The sequence below is a fragment of the Runella aurantiaca genome (assembly GCF_003339505.1).
Lineage (GTDB): Bacteria > Bacteroidota > Bacteroidia > Cytophagales > Spirosomataceae > Runella > Runella aurantiaca.
On sequence record NZ_QPIW01000029.1, the window covers coordinates 37,080 to 56,687 of the forward strand.

Sequence of the window (19,608 nt, forward strand, 5' to 3'; positions counted from 1 at the left end):
GCGTTACAAATTGCGAAAACCAATTAGGTAATTATTCACAAAAACCAATTTTCAACCTATGATGAACAGTTTCCCCTTAGCAGGTCGGGCTTCTTTAGCTCGACAGAGGGCCTTTGTCAGCAAATTTTTGTTGACAGTCCTAGTCTCAGTAGTATCGTTGGGGGTATGGGCCCAGGACAAACAAGTGTCCGGTAATGTAAAAGATGCAAGCGGTACCGGTATGCCCGGTGTTAGCATCGCCGTAAAGGGTACCCAGCGAGGTGCCAACACCGACGTAGACGGTAACTACAAAATCTCCGCACCCGACAATGCTACGCTCGTGTTCAGTTTCGTAGGTTACAAAACGCAAGAAGTTGCCGTAGGTAACCGTACCACTGTAGATGTTAGCTTGGTCGAAGACAATCAGGTACTTAATGAAGTTGTGGTTGTGGGGTATGGTACACAAAAACGCCAAGAAATTTCGGGTACAGTAGCCAGCGTTAACTCAAAGGATTTCAACGCTGGGGTTGTGGCCAACCCGCTTGCCGCCATTCAGGGTAAGGTAGCTGGTTTGACCATCAACCAAACGGGTTCTGACCCTAACTCACGCCCAACGGTACGTTTGCGCGGAGTAGGTTCATTGGCCGCTGGCTCTGATCCTCTTTATGTGATTGATGGAGTACCGGGTGTACCCATTCAAAACATTGACGCAAACGATATTGCTTCCGTAGACGTATTACGTGATGCTTCATCGGCCGCTATTTATGGGGCGCGTGCTTCCAACGGGGTTATTCTGATTACTACTAAACGTGGTAAATCTGGCCGTGCTTCGGTTGATTACAATGCTCAGTTTGGCGTAGACATGGTTGCAAAAGCTCCCGATTACATGAGCGGCTCAGAATACCGCGATGCCGTTAAAAAGTTCGGTTTCACTTTGGTCAATGATCAGGGTGCCAATACCAACTGGTTTGAAGAAATTACGCGCAAGGCTCCAGTCATGAGCCACAATTTAGCATTTTCAGGCGGTACTGAAAACTTCAGTTATCGTGCTTCTATCGGCTATTTAAACCAGCAGGGTTTAGTCCTGAAATCAGGTTTTGAGCGTGTAAGTGCTCGTATCAACTTAGATCAGACGGCTTTAAACGGCAAATTGAAAATCGCTACCAGCCTGTCTTTGATTAACGGTAAACGTGATTACGTAAACTACGACGCCTTTACTTATTCAATTACCAACTTGCCTACCGATCCAATTTATACAACCGACCCAACTTTCCAAACACCTGGTAGCATCGCAGCTGGAACAGGATATTTTGAGCGTTTGGGTGAGTTTGGCGCATTTAATCCAGTGGCACTTTTAGAACAAACTACCAACTATTCCAAGTCGATTGAATATTTGGGGAATATCAACCTAAAATATAGCCTTACCAAAGATTTGGTATTTGGGGTAAACGGTGCAATGAAAGGTTCTAAGCAAGATGGTTTCTTCTACATATCACGCATACCTAAATCAGCCCAAGCTGGCTTAGGTACTGGTAGTCGCTCAACAGGCCCAGTAGATAATGGCCAAAGTGAAGATAATCTGTTAGAATTTACGTTGAACTACAACAAAACATTCAATGGATTGACATTCGGAGCTTTGGGAGGTTATTCTTATCAAGATGTCAATTTTGAAGGATTTAACGCGGTAAACAATAATTTTATCACCGACGATTTATTGTTTAACAACTTAGCTGCTGGAGCGGGTGTGTCGCTTGGGCAACGGGCAAATGACGCAGTTGGCTCTTTCCGCTCAAACTACAAATTGATTTCTTTCTTTGGACGTGCTACTGCCGCTTTGAATGATAAGTATTTTGCAACGCTGACAGTACGCCGTGACGGTTCAACCAAGTTTGGACAGAACAACAAATGGGGGCTTTTCCCATCGTTGTCGGTAGGTTGGGCATTGTCTGAAGAAGCATTCTTGAAAGGTAATCCAACCGTCAATAACCTGAAACTTCGCGTAAACTACGGTCAGACGGGTAACTCTGAGGGTATTGCCCCTTATCGTTCTTTGGCCTTGGTGGGCCCAAGTAACAAATACTATGACAACGGTAACTGGTTGCCTACCTACAAGCCTTCACAGAACCCTAACCCAGATTTGAAATGGGAAGTGAACGAAAACTACGGTGCTGGTATTGACTTTGCGTTGTGGAACTACCGCATAACGGGTTCATTGGATTATTACATCCGTAATACCAAAGACCTGTTATACGAAATTGCCGCCCCGCTTTCTATCAAGCCTCTGTATCCAACTATTCTTGCCAACGTAGGTTCAATGCGTAACCAAGGTTTGGAATTATCGTTGACGGCGGGTATTGTAGAAAAAGGTGACTTCCGCTACGAAGCAACATTAGCCGCCGCGACTTTGAAAAACGAGGTAACTGCGCTTGCCAAAGGTGAATTTATTGGCTCTGATAAAATCTTCTTGTTCTCAGGTTTGGGAGCTGCTACTCGCGGTACTTCAGCCGTGCCTTTCTCGCTTATCAAAGTTGGTTTACCAGTAGGTGCTTTCTTCGGCGGTATTGTTGAGAAATTGGATGAAAAAGGGCAATTTGTATTCAAAGATATTGATGGTGACGGTCAAATTAGCGAAAACGATGCAGATCGTGACTTCCAAGGAAGCCCGCTTCCTAAGTTTACGGCTTCTTTAACCAATAACTTTACGTACAAAGCATTCTCGTTGAGTTTCTTATTGAACGGTCAGTTTGGCAACAAAATCTTTAATGCAGAACGCATGATGTATGCCAACCCAAACAACCGTCTTCCTGCTGAAAACACGCTTCGTGAGGCTTTGACTTCACCCGTTCGTGATACTAAGACAGGTGCATTCAGCTATTTCGTAGAAGATGGCAGCTTTGTACGTTTGGCTAACTTCCGTTTGGGATACCAAATCCCTGGCAAAGGTGTGTTGAGCCGTGCGCAAGTGTATATTTCTGGAAACAACCTGTTTGTATTGACCAAATTCAAAGGTGTTGACCCTGAAATGAACACAGGTTTTGCTACTGCGGGTGTTTATACCAAGCAGCAATTCCCTAAAGCCCGTGGTTTCCAAGCTGGCTTTAACCTATCATTCTAATTAACACGACTTTAGAGTTATTTGAAAAATCTAAATTTCTCTAAACATCGTACATAAACATACTGTTACATAATTAATTTGTAGCATCAAAAACTAACTGAATAAAAATGAAAAAAACATTCTCTTACCTTGCATTGGCGGGTGTGCTTACGATAGCCTCTTGTACCAATTTGGATGAGTCGGTGTATGGAGTTATACCTAAAGAAGGCTTTGGTTCAACTCCCGAGCAGTTGGCCTCGTTGTTGGGTCCTGCTTACTCTGGATTACGGGATTATGCATGGAATGCCCACAACGCTGAAGTAACTACTGACGTAGGCTTAGTACCTACTCGCGGAAAAGACTGGTATGATGGCGGTAACTGGTTGAACTACAACCGTCACACTTGGACTACCACGCATGGCCCTATCAACGACATGTGGGGTTGGATTTTTGAAAGCGGTATTAACACCATCAACAACCTGATTCCGCAAGTAGCTGGCAACACAGTAGCGATTGCTGAATTGAGAGCGGTTCGCGCTTTCTATTACTTCCTTGCCATGGACTATTTCGGTAACGTTCCGTTGATTACAGAATCTACGTCAGGTACCGTAAGCACCACTCCACGGGCACAAATCTATGCGTTTGTAGAGAAGGAATTGACCGAAGCTCTGCCTAATCTTTCTGACAACGTTGGTGGTTCTTACTACGGACGTATCAATAAATTAACGGCTCAAACATTGTTGGCTAAAATTTATTTGAACGCTGGTGTATATAAAGGAACTCCCGAGTGGCAAAAAGCTGCTGATATGTGTGACATCGTCATCAAATCAGGTAAATACAAATTAGAACCCAACTTCCTTGCCAACTTTGCGGCAAAAAATGAAGGTTCTACCGAAAACATCTGGGCCATTCCTTTTGATCGTATTCAGGCGGGCGGTATGACCATTGCTTACCGTACATTGCACTACCAAAACCAAAGCACCTATAACCTAAGCGGTCAGCCTTGGAACGGATTCTGTACTATTGCTGAATTTTATAACTCATTTTCAGACGATGACCTGCGCAAGAAAATGTGGATTTCAGGTGTTCAATACGGTGCCGATGGCAAAGCGTTGAAAGACGATAATGGTAAAGATTTGGACTTTAATCCCGTAATGACCAAAGACGAAATGACTTCGGCTGACCCTGAGTTTCAGGGAGCAGGTGTACGTCTCGGAAAATACGAAATCCAACGTGGCAACACGGTACCTGACCAAGATAACGACTGGGCAATGTTCCGTTTGGCCGACGTTTATATGATGCGCGGAGAAGCTCTTTTCCGTCTTGGAAAAACAGCGGATGCCTTGGCCGATTTTAACATTGTAAGAGCTCGTGCTGGTGTAACAGCATGGACTGCGCCACAATTGACGCTCGATAACATTCTTGCCGAACGCGGTCGTGAATTGGCATGGGAAGCATGGCGTCGCAATGACTTGATTCGCTTTGGTGAATTCAACAAAGTGGGTGGTAAATTCACTTCAAGATTTATGAAGGAACCAGCTACTAAAACGTTGTTATTCCCAATTCCTCAGCAACGTCGTGATGCCAACCCTGGATTGGCTCAGAACCCTGGCTACTAATTTATAACGTTATACGTTAAATCAGATAACTGATACAAAGCGAGTGAGTCTAATAGCTCACTCGCTTTTGTTTTTTAGTTAATTTTGTGAAAAGATTTGCTACAAGTGATTGCCACAACCTATGATGAGCAAAATAAATTATTCACCCTTTTTAGTCATTTTATTCCTGTCGGCATGTATGGTGGGCTGCAGTAAAGATGCCGACGAAAATTTGTTCGAATCCCTTCCTGCTTCTCAAACGGGAATTAATTTCACCAACCGTTTACTGGATAAAAAAGAACTGAATATTTTCAATTACCGTAATTTTTACAACGGAGGGGGCGTCGCCATCGGCGATGTAAACAATGATGGATGGGCTGATATATACGTTACCTCCAATTTTGAAGAAAATCACCTTTACCTTAACAAAGGAAAAAACGCCAACGACCAATGGAAATTTGATGATGTAACCCAAACCGCTGGCGTGGGAGGTGCCAAAGCATGGTCAACAGGGGCCACTTTTGCCGACGTAAACGGCGACGGGCTCATGGACATTTATGTTTGTAACGCGGGTAATATCAAAGGTGACAGCCGAGGCAATGAGTTATTCATCAATCAGGGCATCGGCCCCGACGGTGTACCGAAGTTTGCAGATAAAGCGGTAGAATACGGCCTCCTCGACGGAGGATTCTCCACCCACGCGGCTTTTTTTGACTATGACCGCGACGGCGATTTAGACATGTATCTACTCAACAACAGTTTTACGCCCGTTGACAAACTTCAATACCAGAATTTCCGCAAATACCGCGACCCTCTCGGTGGCCATAAACTGTTTCGGAACGAGACAATTAGCACTACCTCCAGTAAACTGACACCAAAACCAGTGGTAAATGATTCAGCATCCATGACTAAACCTGTTTTTACGGATGTAAGTGAAGAAGCAGGAATTTACGGCAGCTTGATTGCCTTTGGGTTAGGAATCACCATCGGCGATGTCAATGAAGACAATTGGCCAGATATTTATATTTCAAATGATTTCTACGAACGTGATTACCTCTATATCAATCAGCGCAACGGCACCTTCAAAGAATCATTGGAAGAAAGCATGAACCACATCAGCCTGTCGTCGATGGGTGCGGATATTGCCGACATCAATAACGATGGATTGCTGGATATTTTCGTGACGGATATGCTTCCCCGCGATGACAAACGGCTCAAAACAACCTCCGTTTTTGAAGGGTATGAATTAACAGAATTCAAAATAAAGCAGGATTATTGGCACCAATACATGCGCAATATGCTGCATCTGAATCAGGGAAACCAGTCCGCAGTCCAGAGTCTTCAGTCCGCAGTCCAAACCTCCTCTTTTAAAGAAGTAGGTCAGATGGCAGGTGTACACGCGACCGACTGGAGTTGGGGAGCCTTGATTTTTGACATGGACAATGATGGTCAAAAAGACTTATTTGTGGCTAACGGAATTGTTAAAAACTTAACAGACCAAGATTACGTGGCCTTTTTGTCCGACCAAAAAAATATACAGGCAATGATTGAAGGCAGAATGCAGTTTGATTATCGTAAGTTCGTAGATATGATTTCAACGACGCCTATATCTAATTTTGCATTTCGAAACAAAGGTCAACTGCAATTTGAAGACAAAGCCATGGCATGGGGACTCGGAGAACCCAACTTCTCAAATGGTGCAGCCTACGGCGATTTGGACAATGACGGCGACTTGGATTTGGTAGTAAGTAACAATAATGCCCCATTGGGCGTATTCCGAAACCAATCGGTCGAGAAATTAAAGACCCATTTTTTGCGCGTAAAACTAAAAGGCAACGCTAAAAATCCCCACGCTATTGGGGCCAAAGTTTACATTTATCAAAAAGGACAGACGCAGTATTTACAACAAATGCCCAATCGTGGGTTTCAATCATCCAGCGATTTAAACTTGGTTTTTGGCCTCGGCACCAATCCAAGGATTGATTCACTGACGGTCGTATGGCCCGACGACAAAATGCAGTCATTCAAACACCTGAAAGGAGACGTTGAACTAACCCTAAATCATGCCGATGCAAAAGACTTATGGAAATTGCCCGCTGCTTCAACAATTAAGGCTCCTTTCAATGACATTACAAACACCTCTGGCTTGGATTTCAAACACGAAGAAAACGACTTTGTTGACTACAACCGCGACGGATTGTTGAAACAAATGTATTCTACGCAAGGCCCAGCCCTAGCTATTGGCGACATTAACGGCGACGGATTGGACGATGCCTATATCGGCGGCGGTGCTGGAAAACGACGTGCGTTGTTTATGCAGCAACCCAACGGCAACTTCGTAGAAACTTCAAAAGCTACTTTTGCCTCTCCCGCCATTGCCGATGAAACTGCCGCTACATTCTTTGATGCCGACGGGGACAAAGACCTAGATTTATACGTCGTGACGGGCGGGAATGAATTTATGACCGGCGAAGAAATATTGGCGGATAAACTCTACCTCAACGACGGCAAAGGTAGCTTCAGCCTCAGCAAAGGGCTACCCACGGTTTTTGAAAATGGCTCATGTGTGGCCGTGGCCGATTATGACCGCGATGGTGACCTAGATTTATTCGTAGGCTCTCGGATGATTTCTGGTCAATATGGCCTCAGTCCCCGAAGCTACCTACTCCAAAACAATGGCAAGGGCAACTTTAAAGACGTAACCAAAGAGACCATGTCCAACAACCAACTTGGTATGGTGACGGATGCGCGCTTTGAAGATTTAAACAAAGACGGTTATCCTGAGCTCATTGCCGTAGGAGATTGGATGCCCATCATGATTTTACAAAACCGCAAAGGAAACTTCCCGCAGTCCCAGAATATTCCCATTAAAAATTCAAACGGTTGGTGGAATGCCCTAGAAGCGGCTGACGTAGACGGCGACGGCGACACGGATTTTATCGTGGGAAACTTGGGGCGTAACACAAAGCTCCAATGTTCGGAGACCCAACCCGCAGAGCTGTACATCAACGATTTTGATCGTAATGGTAGTGTAGAACAGATTATTACCTGCTACAATCCCGACGGAAAAACGTACCCGATGGTGCTAAAACCCGATTTGCAAAAAGTATTGCCCGTAATAAAAAAACGATTTGTTCGCCACGAAGAGTACGGCGGTAAGCCCATAGATGCTATTTTTTCGCGAGAACAAATGGAAGGGGTACAAAAAAGGGTTGTGTATCAATCCAACAGTTCGTTGCTCATCAACAATGGCAAAGGCGCATTTACCTTGCAATCGCTGCCGCTAGCCGCCCAATACTCCCCTATTTTCGGAATCGTAACAACCGACTATGATAAAGACGGAAAAACTGACATTCTGTTAACGGGGAATTTCTTCGATGTATTGCCTGAAATGGGCCGTTATGACGCAAATGATGGATTGGTTCTGCGAGGATTAGGAAAAGACAAAAACGGTCTGCCGCAATTTGCCACGGTGAAGCCTGCACAATCAGGATTTTTGGTCAAAGGTCAGGTACGAAAAATGCGTAAAGCACGCGGTACCAATGGCAAAGAGTTGATTATTCTGGCCAAAAACAAAGACAAAGTTCAAGTAGTAGGGCTGAATCAATAGTCCCTTGATTAACTCAGTAGTAGTAGAAAAATAAAACCTGTGATGAAAAAAATGAAAGGAAACACCTGGGGTGTTTTAATTTTTAGTCTGTTTTTTCTAACCAATTGTTCCAAAAACTCCAACAATAGCGCGGATGGGCCTGCCCTTTTTGAGCAAATCGCTCCCGAAAAAAGCGGCGTAACCTTCGCAAACATTGTGCGGGATACGAGAGAACTTAATATTTTGGATTATCTGTATTTTTATAACGGCGGTGGAGTAGCCGTGGGAGATGTTAACAATGATGGGCTTTCGGATGTATTCTTTGTTTCTAACCAACAAAAAAATCACCTTTACCTCAATAAAACGAAGACTGGAAGCGGCATAAAAATGGAAGACGTCTCCGAAAAAGCCAACATCGGCGGAAGCGCCAATTGGAAAACGGGCGTCACCATGGCCGACGTCAACGGAGATGGCTGGTTGGATATTTATGTATGTGCCGTCAGCAACTACAAATCGTTTAAAGGCCATAATGAACTGTTTATCAATAATCAAGACGGAACTTTTTCTGAAAAATCGAAAGAATATGGGTTAGATTTTCAGGGGTTTTCGACCCAAGCCGCTTTTTTTGATTACGACCACGACGGCGATTTAGACATGTATCTGCTCAATCATGCCGTGCATACATCCATCTCCTACGACCGCGTCAACGTTCGCGCGCTAGAACGCGATGAGTTGGCGGGGGATTATTTATTCCGCAATGACGGCAAGACTTTCACCAACGTGAGCATCAAAGCAGGAATTTACGCCGCCCCCCAAGGCTACGGACTAGGAATTTCGGTGGGTGACTTAAACAACGACGGCTGGGAAGATATCTACGTCGCCAACGACTTTCACGAAGACGACTATTACTACATTAACCAAAAAGACGGCACCTTCAAAGAAGCGCTGAGAGAGCACTTTACACATACCAGTAAGTTTTCGATGGGCAACGACATGGCCGACATCAACAACGACGGCCTGCTCGATATGGTGACCGTCGACATGTATCCACAAGACCCCAAAGTCGAAAAATCCTCAATGGGCGAAGACCCGCTAGACGTATATTTGTACAAACTGCAATTCGGCTATTATAACCAATACACCCGCAACACTCTGCAATTAAACCTTGGGGGCGAGCGCTTCAGCGACATTGGTGCCATGTCGGGCATCTCGGCCACGGACTGGAGCTGGTCGCCGCTTCTGGCTGATTATGACAATGATGGCATCAAAGACCTGTTTATCAGCAATGGCATTGAGCGCCGACCCAACGACTTGGAATACATCAAGTACGTATCCAACCCAATGGTTGAAATCATGTTGGAAAAAGGCAAGAAAAGCGATAAGGAAGCCTTGGACAAAATGCCCAACGGCCGCTGGCACAACTACCTTTACAAAGGGAGCGACAGTCTGCTTTTTGAGGATAAATCACTGGCGTGGGGGTTCAAAGAGTTTAACTGTGCCAATGGAGCAGCTTACGCCGACTTAGACAATGACGGCGATTTGGAACTCATTACCAATAACCTCAATGCGCCCGCTGGAATCTACGAAAACAAAGCCGATGAACTGTTTAAGAACGCTTTTCTGAAAGTTAAACTGCAAGGACAAAAAGGGAACGGCTTTGGAATTGGCGCAAAAGTGTACCTTAAAACCAATGGCAAATGGCTATACCAACACAACATGCCCACGCGCGGGTTTATGTCGTCGGTAGAACCTTGGTTGACGTTTGGACTGGGAAAAGCCGCCAGCATTGACTCGCTCGTGGTGATATGGCCCACCCAGAAAGCCCAGATTCTGACGAATGTAAAATCGAACCAAACCCTAACGTTGCAACAAGAAGCCGCCACCAGTCAATGGAACTTACCTGCGGGCAAAGCGCCCATTTTTGAAGATGTAACGAAGCAATACCCAGTTGATTTTGTCCATAAAGAAAACGAATATTACGATTTTACGCGTGAGCCACTCATGCCCTTTAAGATTTCTACAGAAGGCCCCAAAATGGCCGTTGGCGATGTAAATGGCGACGGATTGGATGATTTTTACGTGGGTGGCCCAAAATATCAAGCGGGAAAATTGTTTATCCAAAAAACAGACGGGCAGTTTACCGAAAGCAAACAGGGAGCTTTTTTGACGGATACGCTTTGCGAAGACATCGACGCGTCTTTCCTCGATGTCGACGGCGACAAAGACCTTGATTTGTACGTAGTAAGCGGTGGCAATGAATTTTTTGCGCAAGATGAGCCGCTACTCGATCGGCTATATTTCAACGACGGCAAAGGGAATTTTGCCCGTAACCGAGCCGCCTTGCCCAAATTTTACGGTAACAAATCCTGCGTTAAAGCGGGAGATGTGGACAAAGATGGCGACTTAGATTTATTTGTCGGCGGCCGCATAGTAGCGTTTCACTACGGACAAATCCCCGATTCTTATTTATTAATCAACAACGGCAAGGGTATTTTCACGGACCAAACCGACAAACTCGCGCCCGAACTTCGTAAAGCGGGGATGATTACTGATGCCGCTTGGGCCGATATTGACAACGACGAAGATGTTGATTTGGTGATTGTGGGAGATTGGATGGGCATTACCGTTTTTGAAAACGACAAGTCTTCGTTTGATGTAAAACATACTTCGTTGGAAGACAAAAAAGGGTTTTGGCAAACCATAAAACCAGCCGATTTGGACGGCGATGGCGACATAGATTTTGTGGTGGGCAACTTAGGAACCAACTCCAAATTCAGACGGCATACCGACGCGAAACTCCGCATGTATGCGGGTGATTTCTTAAAAAGCGGGGCTAAATACGACCAAATTTTGGCTTATGGCGAAGGCGACGAATTTTATCCCGTTGCGTCCAAAGATGAACTGGGAAAAACCCTGCCATTCTTAAACAAACGTTTTCCTAATAACAAAGATTTTGCGGGAAATACCCTTGGCAAAATCTTCAAATCGGCCGAATTGAACGCTGCTGAGGAGCGCGAAGTGAACATATTTGAAAGCGTGTGGATTGAAAATATGGGCAAAGGTGAGTTTACGTTGCATTACCTCCCAAGCGAGGCACAGGTATCCAAAATCTTCGCTCTTCACATCGCCGACGTTACCCAAGATGGCAAGCCCGACATTTTGTTAGGCGGTAATTTTTACAACGTCAGCACCTACCAAGGTCGCTACGACGCAAGTTATGGACTGATATTGGAAAACAACTTTGCCAAAGCCAAAGGGCAGTTTACCCCATTATTGCCTACCAGCTCAGGCTTTTTATTAACGGGAGAAGTGCGTGATATTCAGCCAATTCGCAGCGGTGGAGCTACTCGATTTTTGGTATCGCGTAGCGGCGCTGACCTGTTGATGTTTAAAACTAAATAATCGTATTGACGCCGCAAAACATCCTTATTTTGGGGGCAAGAGCGCCCATTGCCCTTGAGATGGCGCGGAGCTTTGGCAAACAAGGCCACCGCGTCATCATGGCAGATTCGTTGCGGTTTACCTTGGCGCGGTGGAGCAAATACGTGGCGACTTATTACCATTTACCACCGCCCGCTTACGCGTTTGAAGCATTTCAGGAAAAACTCAGGCAAATCATCATTGACGAAAAAATAGACCAGTGCCTCCCCACTTGTGAGGAGGCTTTTTTCGTGGCCATGTCCAAAGATTCCTTGCCTTGTCAAGTCTGGACTTCTGGCATTGAATTGATGCACCAACTCCACCGAAAAGATACCTTTATTGAATTGTCTAAAGGATTTTTTGCCATACCTGATACAATAAATGCGGCGGATTTTAACGATTATGAAAATGCTAATGCCTACGTTTTTAAGCCCATTTATTCCCGCTTTGCCAATTTTACGCTCCTTCGACCGACGGTTACACAGATAAAGCAAATCTCTGATTCAACAGCGTGGGTAGCTCAACGATTTATCAGCGGCAAAGAGGTCTGCGTTTATTCCATTTGGGCCCACGGAAACCTAAAAGCCCTTACAATTTATCACCCTAAATACCGCGTCGGAAAAGGCTCAGGAATTTATTTTGAACCCGTCACTCATCAAGCACTTATCTCTTCCATCAAACGATTTGGGGAAGCGATTGGTTATCATGGCCAATTAAGTTTTGATTTTATCATTCAGCCCGACGGTACGCCTGTGGTGCTGGAATGCAACCCGCGCGGCATCAGCGGGGCGCATTTGATTGGCACTGATTTGGCGCGCTGTTTTCTGGATGATTCTTTCCAACTTCTCAATCCGAGCCAAAAGCACATGGCCGTCAAATTTGCTTTTCTGATTACGCAGCCGCACCGGATGTTGAATCGGGATTTTTACCGAGCCAACGACGTGATTTTCAACGGCGATGACTCCTTACCGTTGTTTTTACAACCGTTGAGTTTGGTAGAACTCTTAAAAATCAAGTTCTTGCAAAACAAAACGCTGTTACAGGCTTCTACTCAGGATATTGAGTGGAATGGATAACCCGAGCGTTTTTAGTATATTTGTACAAAAAACACAAAATTATGACCGTCATTATTAAACCCAATGACTCAAAAGCTGAAATTGAAAAACAGCTAAAAAAGTTGAAACCCGGCAAAGGCTTCAATACAAAAAAATATTTCGGTAAAATCAAATGGGGGCAAGATGCCGTTGAATATCAGCGAGAATTACGAGAAGAATAAATGGATACAATTTTTGCTGATACCAATAGTCTCATCAGAACCCAGCTTGAAGAGCAACGCTAGATGATCAAGTGGCTGCTTCCTTCGCAAATTCCTAACCCGCAGATACGGGTATGGGGAGAATTGTTTGAGCAGCATCCGTCCCAACAACTCATTGAAAACGTTCGTACAGATTTTCGCCTTTTATCCATCAACGACCGCTGGTTTCTGCCCGTCACCATCAACGATACGGAGTTTGATAATTCTTACGTATGCTCTCCCTACACCGCTTGCGTATCCTACTCAATTGAAGAACTTGACCGAAATATCCGAAATCCCTTTCTGAATAAATCGTTGAATCTGCTCCTGAAAGGCACGTCTAATTGGCTGATTCGCAACGAAATCAATAAAACCATTCATGTTAATAATTTTCTACTTTCCACCAACCCTTACCCCGATTGGCACGGAATTTATTTACCGCAAATTGTTCGTTTTCTGACCGAACAATTCCCGCAACACACCCTCATTTTTAGGTCACTCAACCAAGTTCAACATTCTCTTTTACTGCACGAATTTGAACGATACGGGTTTCGAACTGGCGCTAGTCGGCAGGTGTATTATTTTCACCCAAACGCCCAAACCTGGTCTAAGCACAACAACATTGGCAATGACCGCCGACTGGTACAAAAATCTGAACTGACTTATGTCTCACCCGCAGAAATAGGTGAGTATGTTTCGCAAATCAGAGAACTTTACAATCAATTATACATCCAAAAATACTCCCAACACAATCCACGCTTTACGGAATTGTTTTTTGAGAAAGCATTTTCCAATCAACTTTTTCGGTTTGAAGGATACCGCAACGACGAAGGGCTATTGAAATCTGTGGTGGGTTTGTTTGAATTAAACGGCACTATCACTTCCCCCATCGTGGGTTATGACACATCCGAAAGTCCGAAAAAAGGGCTTTATATCCAAGCCATTGATTTGATTTTCAGGCGAATGCACCAAACTGGCCACGTACTGAATCTAAGTTCTGGGGCGGCATCTTTCAAGCGATTACGCGGCGGGCAGGGCCATTTGGAGTATTCAGCCATTTATTTCAACCATTTGCCGCACGCCCGTCAGCAAATGTGGAAAACGCTGTTATATTTACTCAACAAAATCGGTATTCCGTTGCTTGAAAAATATGAGTTATAGCGAAAACACCTGGTGGCCGCTTAAGCATCAGGCGTCCGACGGTTTTGAACCGTCAGACGCCCAGTGTTCAAAAGTTAGTCAAAACCCTTGCTGCCCATGACATACTACCACCAAAATACCTGGTGGCCGCTGGGGTTTGAGCGTGATTTCAAGGCCAATCAGCCCCATCCTGTTTCGTCGCCTTTTGGTGCGTTGGTTATTTACAAAACCCATAACCATTGGGCGGGATTTAAGGATATTTGTCCGCACCGTGGTGCGCCGTTGTCGCAGGGCTGGCTGCAAAACGGTGAATTGGTTTGCCCGTATCACGGCTGGTGTTTTAACCATAAAGGCAAAAATACATTTGTACCCGTCATCAACAAGGCCACCGATGCTGCGTTGGAGTGTATTTCGCTTCGCGTAGAGGGTGGTATTGTATGGGCAACCACTTCTGACACTGCACCATTCCCTGCCATTTCAGCCTTAACGCAAGATGTAATCCTAGGCGGAAACACCACCGCAAACTTGCTCAATACGTTGGAGAATTTTTTAGAAGGCAGCCATACACACTACGTACACAACGGTTTTATTCGTTCAGAAAACACAAAACGGTCGCCTCTCAAAGCGCGTCTTTTCCCCCAATCTAATGGTTTTAAGGTAGTGTATGAAGCCGAACCCGCCAAAGGACTACTCACTAAACTATTGCCCAAAAACTACCAACTTCTGACCCCAACGGCGCATTATATTTATCCCAACATCGCGGTTTTGGAATACCTCACCCAAGACCAACAGCCGTTGATTAGAATTGAAGCTTGTCTCAATGAATCCAAAGCGGGATGTACTTATGCCGCACGGGTATTTCTGCTGCGTCCTTGGTTGCGTTTTTTTGGAAAATGGGTCGTAAAAAAGCTATTCGGAATCATTATCCAGCAAGACAAGCGCATCCTAGAAATGCAGAAAAACAACCTAGATAACTTCCCGCAACGTAGTTTTGTGTCTACATCGGCCGATACCGTTGGTAAAGAGTTGTATTTTTGGTTGTATCAACCCCATCAAAAGGCATCAGAAATCGTTGATTTTGAGGTGTATTGGTAAATAATTTAGTTTAATGACGGATTTTGAGGCGTTTTTGGAAATGTAGATTTTGAGGCAAAAATCAATACGTGGACCACTAAACCCAGTACAATCAGCAAAGACAGTTCAAATCGGTTTTGAGAAGCCGAGCCAAGAACGATTTGTCGCGAGCTGTTGGCCACCTTTTCCCCCTCTGAAATTTGAATATTGGATAGAAGATTCAGGTCATTTGACATCACATAAAATGACTTATTCAACACTTTTTTGGCGTTTACAATGTCTGTTACTCCATCATTTTGGTAAAAATAACGCTTTTCCAACCGCAAATCTTCGGCCACGTGAAATTTGAATTTGCGGAAAATAACCTCCTCCGCAGGCGTTAGTTTGGTTTTTTCAAATTCATGAATTAGCGCATTAATCGCCTCATTATGCCGAGAAAGTTGCCCTTTAATCTGATTTACATCCTCATACGCCACACAGCCATCAATGACAATCTTCTTATCTGATAAGTGGTGATAGAATTTATAAATGTAGCTTTCTGCCAGCAGCCGGTCCTCATAAACCGTAGAAAACGCCTCGCCTAACTCCGTAAAACTTTGTTTATCAAGTAGATTTTTGACAAATAACAATCCAAAAATAACCGTTAATAGCACGGCGATTTTTAATTTTTGTTGCAAACTATACGCCCATTTCATGGTGAGAAAGGTTAAAAAGTGCGACGAATCAATTCTAGGAGCTATTTTTCAAAGATACAAAATCTGTATTAAACCCAAGGAAAACGTTTTGGATAAAATCACCGTATATTTGTAAAAACCATTATCTATTTCGGGGAGATGAAACAGTGGCTAAAAGTAGGAATGTGGCTGGGAATTGCCGCCATGACGGGATGCGATTTGATATTGCCCAAAGCCGAGAGAACCAAAGACAATCAGGCAACAACGGGAAAATGTCTGCCCGACCAACCAGTTTCTTTTTTGGAAGAAACCAACACCGAACGGGGATTTTATAACCCCAAAGACAGCCTTTATTACGGCACCATCGTTTACGGCGTTTTTTACCGGGGCGGAATTACGAATCCATGTGAGTTGGTAAAACGCCCGTTTTCCTATAAAAATGTTATTTCACGGAAATTCAAAGTCGTTTGGGAAGGCCCCAAAGGCGTTACTTCCGACCGTCAAGCCACGCGAGCATTGATTCGTTTTACGGACAAAGGCTATCAGGATGACATAGATCGGGACTTACCGAAGCCCGATACGCTTTATCCTTTTCCGTACGAAATCACCGTCAAAGAAGATTCAGGTTACGTGACCCTGCCCACCGCCCGCGAGTACAAATTAGCCCTTCGAAAAGGCTATTCTGGCTTACTCAACGAAGTTAAGTGCGCGGAGGTAAGTCTTTCAACAACGCCTACTTTTGATACACAACGCATTATTTTGGAAAATGCTGCCACGGCCAGCTGGTCGCCACGAATCATTTTCAAAGCCGCCGATTTTGCTCCCAACGTTGAATACATCGTTGTGCGTGAAAAGGAATGTGCTACATGCGACGTTCCCACGCCTACCCTCACCGCTTCTACCACCACGGTTGGAAAAGGAGAGGAAACAATTCTCTATTTTTCAGGATGTCCCGTGGTAGATGGGGCCCAAGGGCCCTTGGAATGGTTTTCACAAACCGATGGGAATGCCAAAGAATTGGTCCAACGCTTCAGCTATTCGGCCCGCAATGAGCGCCGATTTTATCCCCAAGTGACCACCACTTACTACCTGCGCTGCCAAGGAGATTGGTTTTGTAAACCCCAAAAAGAAGTAAGTATTCGGATAGAAGTAAAATAGTTGGAAGCTATTGGTTATCAATAGCCTCCAACGTCTCGCTATCTGCGTTTTCGGCGGGTGCCTTTATCTTTGGGCGATGAGCCAGCGCTGCGTTGACGACTCCGTTCAGTGGTATTTTTAAACGATGAAGTACTGCGCGTTGGGTTGGCATCGGCCAACACTAAATCCATACTTCTGCGCGAAATATTGGTCTCTTTGACCTTTACTTTTACGGCATCACCAAAAGTGTAAAACTTTTTGGTGCGCTGCCCTACCAAACGGTAGTTTTCTTTGTCAAGTTCGTAATAATCGTCGTTGAGGTCATTCATCCGCACCAGTCCTTCAGACGCGGTGTCGGTGATTTCCACAAAAATCCCGAATTCCGTTACGCCCGTAATGATACCATTCCAAACACGGTCTGGTTCCATGGAAGCCATAAACTCCACTTGTTTGTACTTGATACTGGCACGCTCGGCATTGGCGGCCAACTGCTCCCGCGCCGAGGAATGTTTACAGGCAGGCTCAAGTTCGGCACGGTCGGGCGAGGGCTTTCCGTCCAGATAATGCTGCGACAAACGGTGCGCCATCATATCAGGATAGCGTCGGATGGGCGACGTAAAGTGCGAATACCGCTTAAACGCCAACCCAAAATGCCCCGCGTCTTCGGTGCCATAACGGGCCTTGGCCATAGTACGAATCGCCAACTGTTCGAGCGCATTTTGTTCGGGCTTGCCTTCGAGGTCTTCCATCAACTGGTTCAGCGACTGGGCGGCAAGCTTTTCATTCTCAAATTTCATTTTATACCCCAAACGCCCCGCGAAAGCGGCAAATATGCGCAACTTTTCCATATCAGGCTCTTCGTGAACCCGATACACCATGGTATTTGGATTGCCTTTGTCTTTGGATTTTTGGTAAATGAATTCAGGTACTCGCCGGTTGGCCAAGAGCATAAACTCTTCGATTAGCTTGTGCGCATCTTTGCGCACTTTAGTATAAATTCCGAGCGGTTTTCCTGCTTCATCCAATCGAAATTTCACCTCGGTCGTTTCAAAGTTAACGGCGCCTTTGGCAAATCGGTCCGCACGAAGTTGAAGGGCCAATGTATTCAAAAGTGTCAATTCTTTTGCATAGGGTAATGGCGCGGAAAGATCCACAAATCCTTCTTCTTTGGCTGCTTTGTCAGCCGCCGCCTGCATTTCCAATACTTCCTGCGCTTCTTCGTACGAGAATCGTTTGTCGGAGTGGATCACCGTACGCCCAAACCACTCGTGTTTGATTTTGGCATCGGGTGTCATTTCAACCACCACCGAAAACGTGAGTTTATCTTCGTTAGGGCGTAGTGAGCAGAGATTATTAGAAAGTTTTTCGGGCAACATAGGCACGGTTCTATCCACCAAATAGACCGACGTAGCCCGTGCGTAGGCTTCCTGCTCCAAGGCCGTTCCGGGGCGCACGTAATGCGTCACGTCGGCAATGTGAATCCCGATCTCGTAGTTTCCATTGTCTAAAAACCGCACCGAAAGCGCATCATCAAAGTCTTTGGCGTCGGCAGGGTCAATGGTAAAGGTCGTTATATCGCGCATATCTCGGCGACGCCCTATTTCTTCGGCAGAAATGGTGTCGGGAATGGCATTAGCTTCGGCTTCTAATTCTTCGGTAAAGCGAATCGGCAAGCCAAATTCCGCCAAAATGGCGTGCATTTCGGTTTCGTGAGAGCCTGCTTTTCCGAGTACTTCCACCACTTCTCCTTCCATGCGGCGCGAGCGTGTCGCGTATTGGGTCAGGCGGATGAGTACTTTATCGCCATCCTGCGCACCTTTAAGTTTATTTTCTGGGATGTACACATCTTCGTACATCCGGCGGTTGTCTAAAGCCACAATGCCGTACTTCGGCCACAGTTCGATTTCACCCACAAATTCTGTTTTTCCTCGGGCAATGACCTCTTCTACACGTCCTTCACGGCGGCGGCCGCTGCGATAATCGCTGAACAGCGTAATGCGCACTGTATCACCGTCAATGGCTCCGCGCAAATCGTCGGAGTCGACCCACACGTCAGCGTTCTCCGAAAGTTTGGAGCCTTCGGGCAACGGCGAATCCATGACAATAAACGCGTAGTTTTTGTTGACGTGTTCTACTTTTCCAATCAGCACATTGGCACTTACGTTGGCAACGTACAAACCTTCTGGCGTACGTTTGATGCGTCCTTCTTCAATAAGCTCATCGAGTAACCCATTCAGAATCAACTGCATTTTATGGTCATCGGCGTCAAAATGGTCGTGAAGCTGTTGCAGTTCAAATGGCTGTTCGTTGTTGATTTCAAAAAAAGCGGCAATCTCTGATTTGAATTCATCCAAAAAAGTAACAATCTTTTTTTGGGAGCGAGTTTTTTTATTTTTTACCTCGCTTGTTTTTTTTCTTTTATTCATACTTAAAATTACTTCTGCTTAAATAACCATTTTTTACGGAAAAACATTACATAATACGCTTATTGATTCCCGTCAGCTTGTTATGTTGTTTGCTTTGATACCCTTTCATCCTTCCTTCTAGCAGCTTACCAAAAGCTACATTTCAGCGTACATATCAATATCTTTTTTTACGATATCAAAGAC

Annotated in this window: 11 protein-coding genes; 9 read left to right on the plus strand and 2 right to left on the minus strand. The window is 45.0% G+C overall.

Translation table 11 applies throughout. The features are described 5' to 3' along the window. The first annotated feature begins 184 nt into the window (after positions 1-184). From DVG78_RS24665 to DVG78_RS24700, 8 genes are all read left to right on the plus strand, one after another. The gene (locus DVG78_RS24665) at positions 185-3,094 is read left to right on the plus strand and encodes a SusC/RagA family TonB-linked outer membrane protein (protein WP_158550088.1); all 2,910 of its coding nucleotides are present in this window, start codon (positions 185-187) and stop codon (positions 3,092-3,094) included. Between the two features lie 107 nt (positions 3,095-3,201). After that, complete coding sequence (locus tag DVG78_RS24670) at positions 3,202-4,692, plus strand: RagB/SusD family nutrient uptake outer membrane protein (RefSeq protein ID WP_114463691.1); 1,491 nt, start codon at positions 3,202-3,204, stop codon at positions 4,690-4,692. A gap of 121 nt (positions 4,693-4,813) precedes the next feature. Then, positions 4,814-8,281 carry a VCBS repeat-containing protein gene (locus DVG78_RS24675; protein ID WP_114463692.1) on the plus strand — a complete coding sequence of 1,156 codons (3,468 nt, stop codon included), beginning with the start codon at positions 4,814-4,816 and terminating at the stop codon, positions 8,279-8,281. 51 nt (positions 8,282-8,332) lie between these two features. Further along, positions 8,333-11,662 carry a VCBS repeat-containing protein gene (locus DVG78_RS24680; protein ID WP_229598313.1) on the plus strand — a complete coding sequence of 1,110 codons (3,330 nt, stop codon included), beginning with the start codon at positions 8,333-8,335 and terminating at the stop codon, positions 11,660-11,662. 5 nt (positions 11,663-11,667) lie between these two features. Then, complete coding sequence (locus DVG78_RS24685) at positions 11,668-12,756, plus strand: ATP-grasp domain-containing protein (RefSeq protein ID WP_147277169.1); 1,089 nt, start codon at positions 11,668-11,670, stop codon at positions 12,754-12,756. 41 nt (positions 12,757-12,797) lie between these two features. Further along, positions 12,798-12,956, plus strand: a complete 159-nt coding sequence (locus DVG78_RS30120) for a hypothetical protein (protein WP_158550089.1) — start codon at positions 12,798-12,800, stop codon at positions 12,954-12,956. Between the two features lie 63 nt (positions 12,957-13,019). Further along, complete coding sequence (locus DVG78_RS24695; RefSeq protein WP_114463696.1) at positions 13,020-14,135, plus strand: hypothetical protein; 1,116 nt, start codon at positions 13,020-13,022, stop codon at positions 14,133-14,135. A gap of 96 nt (positions 14,136-14,231) precedes the next feature. Continuing rightward, positions 14,232-15,209, plus strand: coding sequence for a Rieske 2Fe-2S domain-containing protein (locus tag DVG78_RS24700; protein WP_114463697.1), 978 nt, complete (start codon positions 14,232-14,234; stop codon positions 15,207-15,209). Between the two features lie 5 nt (positions 15,210-15,214). On the opposite strand, the gene DVG78_RS24705 is transcribed toward DVG78_RS24700, so the two are convergent. After that, the gene (locus tag DVG78_RS24705) at positions 15,215-15,883 is read right to left on the minus strand and encodes an MCP four helix bundle domain-containing protein (RefSeq protein WP_114463698.1); all 669 of its coding nucleotides are present in this window, start codon (positions 15,881-15,883) and stop codon (positions 15,215-15,217) included. Positions 15,884-16,021: 138 nt separating this feature from the next. Between DVG78_RS24705 and DVG78_RS24710 the strand changes: the two genes are divergently transcribed. Then, on the plus strand, positions 16,022-17,020 hold the full coding sequence (locus tag DVG78_RS24710) for a hypothetical protein (RefSeq protein WP_114463699.1): 999 nt from the start codon (positions 16,022-16,024) through the stop codon (positions 17,018-17,020). A 38-nt stretch (positions 17,021-17,058) separates the two neighbouring features. On the opposite strand, the gene rnr is transcribed toward DVG78_RS24710, so the two are convergent. Beyond that, positions 17,059-19,425, minus strand: coding sequence for a ribonuclease R (gene rnr, locus DVG78_RS24715; RefSeq protein WP_114463700.1), 2,367 nt, complete (start codon positions 19,423-19,425; stop codon positions 17,059-17,061). Positions 19,426-19,608 lie beyond the last annotated feature (183 nt).

What these genes read in the sequence shown, in the direction of transcription:
- rnr (WP_114463700.1), bottom strand. Translation starts at nt 19,425, where the DNA reads ATGAATAAAAGAAAAAAAACAAGCGAGGTAAAAAATAAAAAAACTCGC.
- DVG78_RS24675 (WP_114463692.1), top strand. Translation starts at nt 4,814, where the DNA reads ATGATGAGCAAAATAAATTATTCACCCTTTTTAGTCATTTTATTCCTG.
- DVG78_RS30120 (WP_158550089.1), top strand. Translation starts at nt 12,798, where the DNA reads ATGACCGTCATTATTAAACCCAATGACTCAAAAGCTGAAATTGAAAAA.
- DVG78_RS24670 (WP_114463691.1), top strand. Translation starts at nt 3,202, where the DNA reads ATGAAAAAAACATTCTCTTACCTTGCATTGGCGGGTGTGCTTACGATA.
- DVG78_RS24700 (WP_114463697.1), top strand. Translation starts at nt 14,232, where the DNA reads ATGACATACTACCACCAAAATACCTGGTGGCCGCTGGGGTTTGAGCGT.
- DVG78_RS24705 (WP_114463698.1), bottom strand. Translation starts at nt 15,883, where the DNA reads ATGAAATGGGCGTATAGTTTGCAACAAAAATTAAAAATCGCCGTGCTA.
- DVG78_RS24680 (WP_229598313.1), top strand. Translation starts at nt 8,333, where the DNA reads ATGAAAGGAAACACCTGGGGTGTTTTAATTTTTAGTCTGTTTTTTCTA.
- DVG78_RS24710 (WP_114463699.1), top strand. Translation starts at nt 16,022, where the DNA reads ATGAAACAGTGGCTAAAAGTAGGAATGTGGCTGGGAATTGCCGCCATG.
- DVG78_RS24695 (WP_114463696.1), top strand. Translation starts at nt 13,020, where the DNA reads ATGATCAAGTGGCTGCTTCCTTCGCAAATTCCTAACCCGCAGATACGG.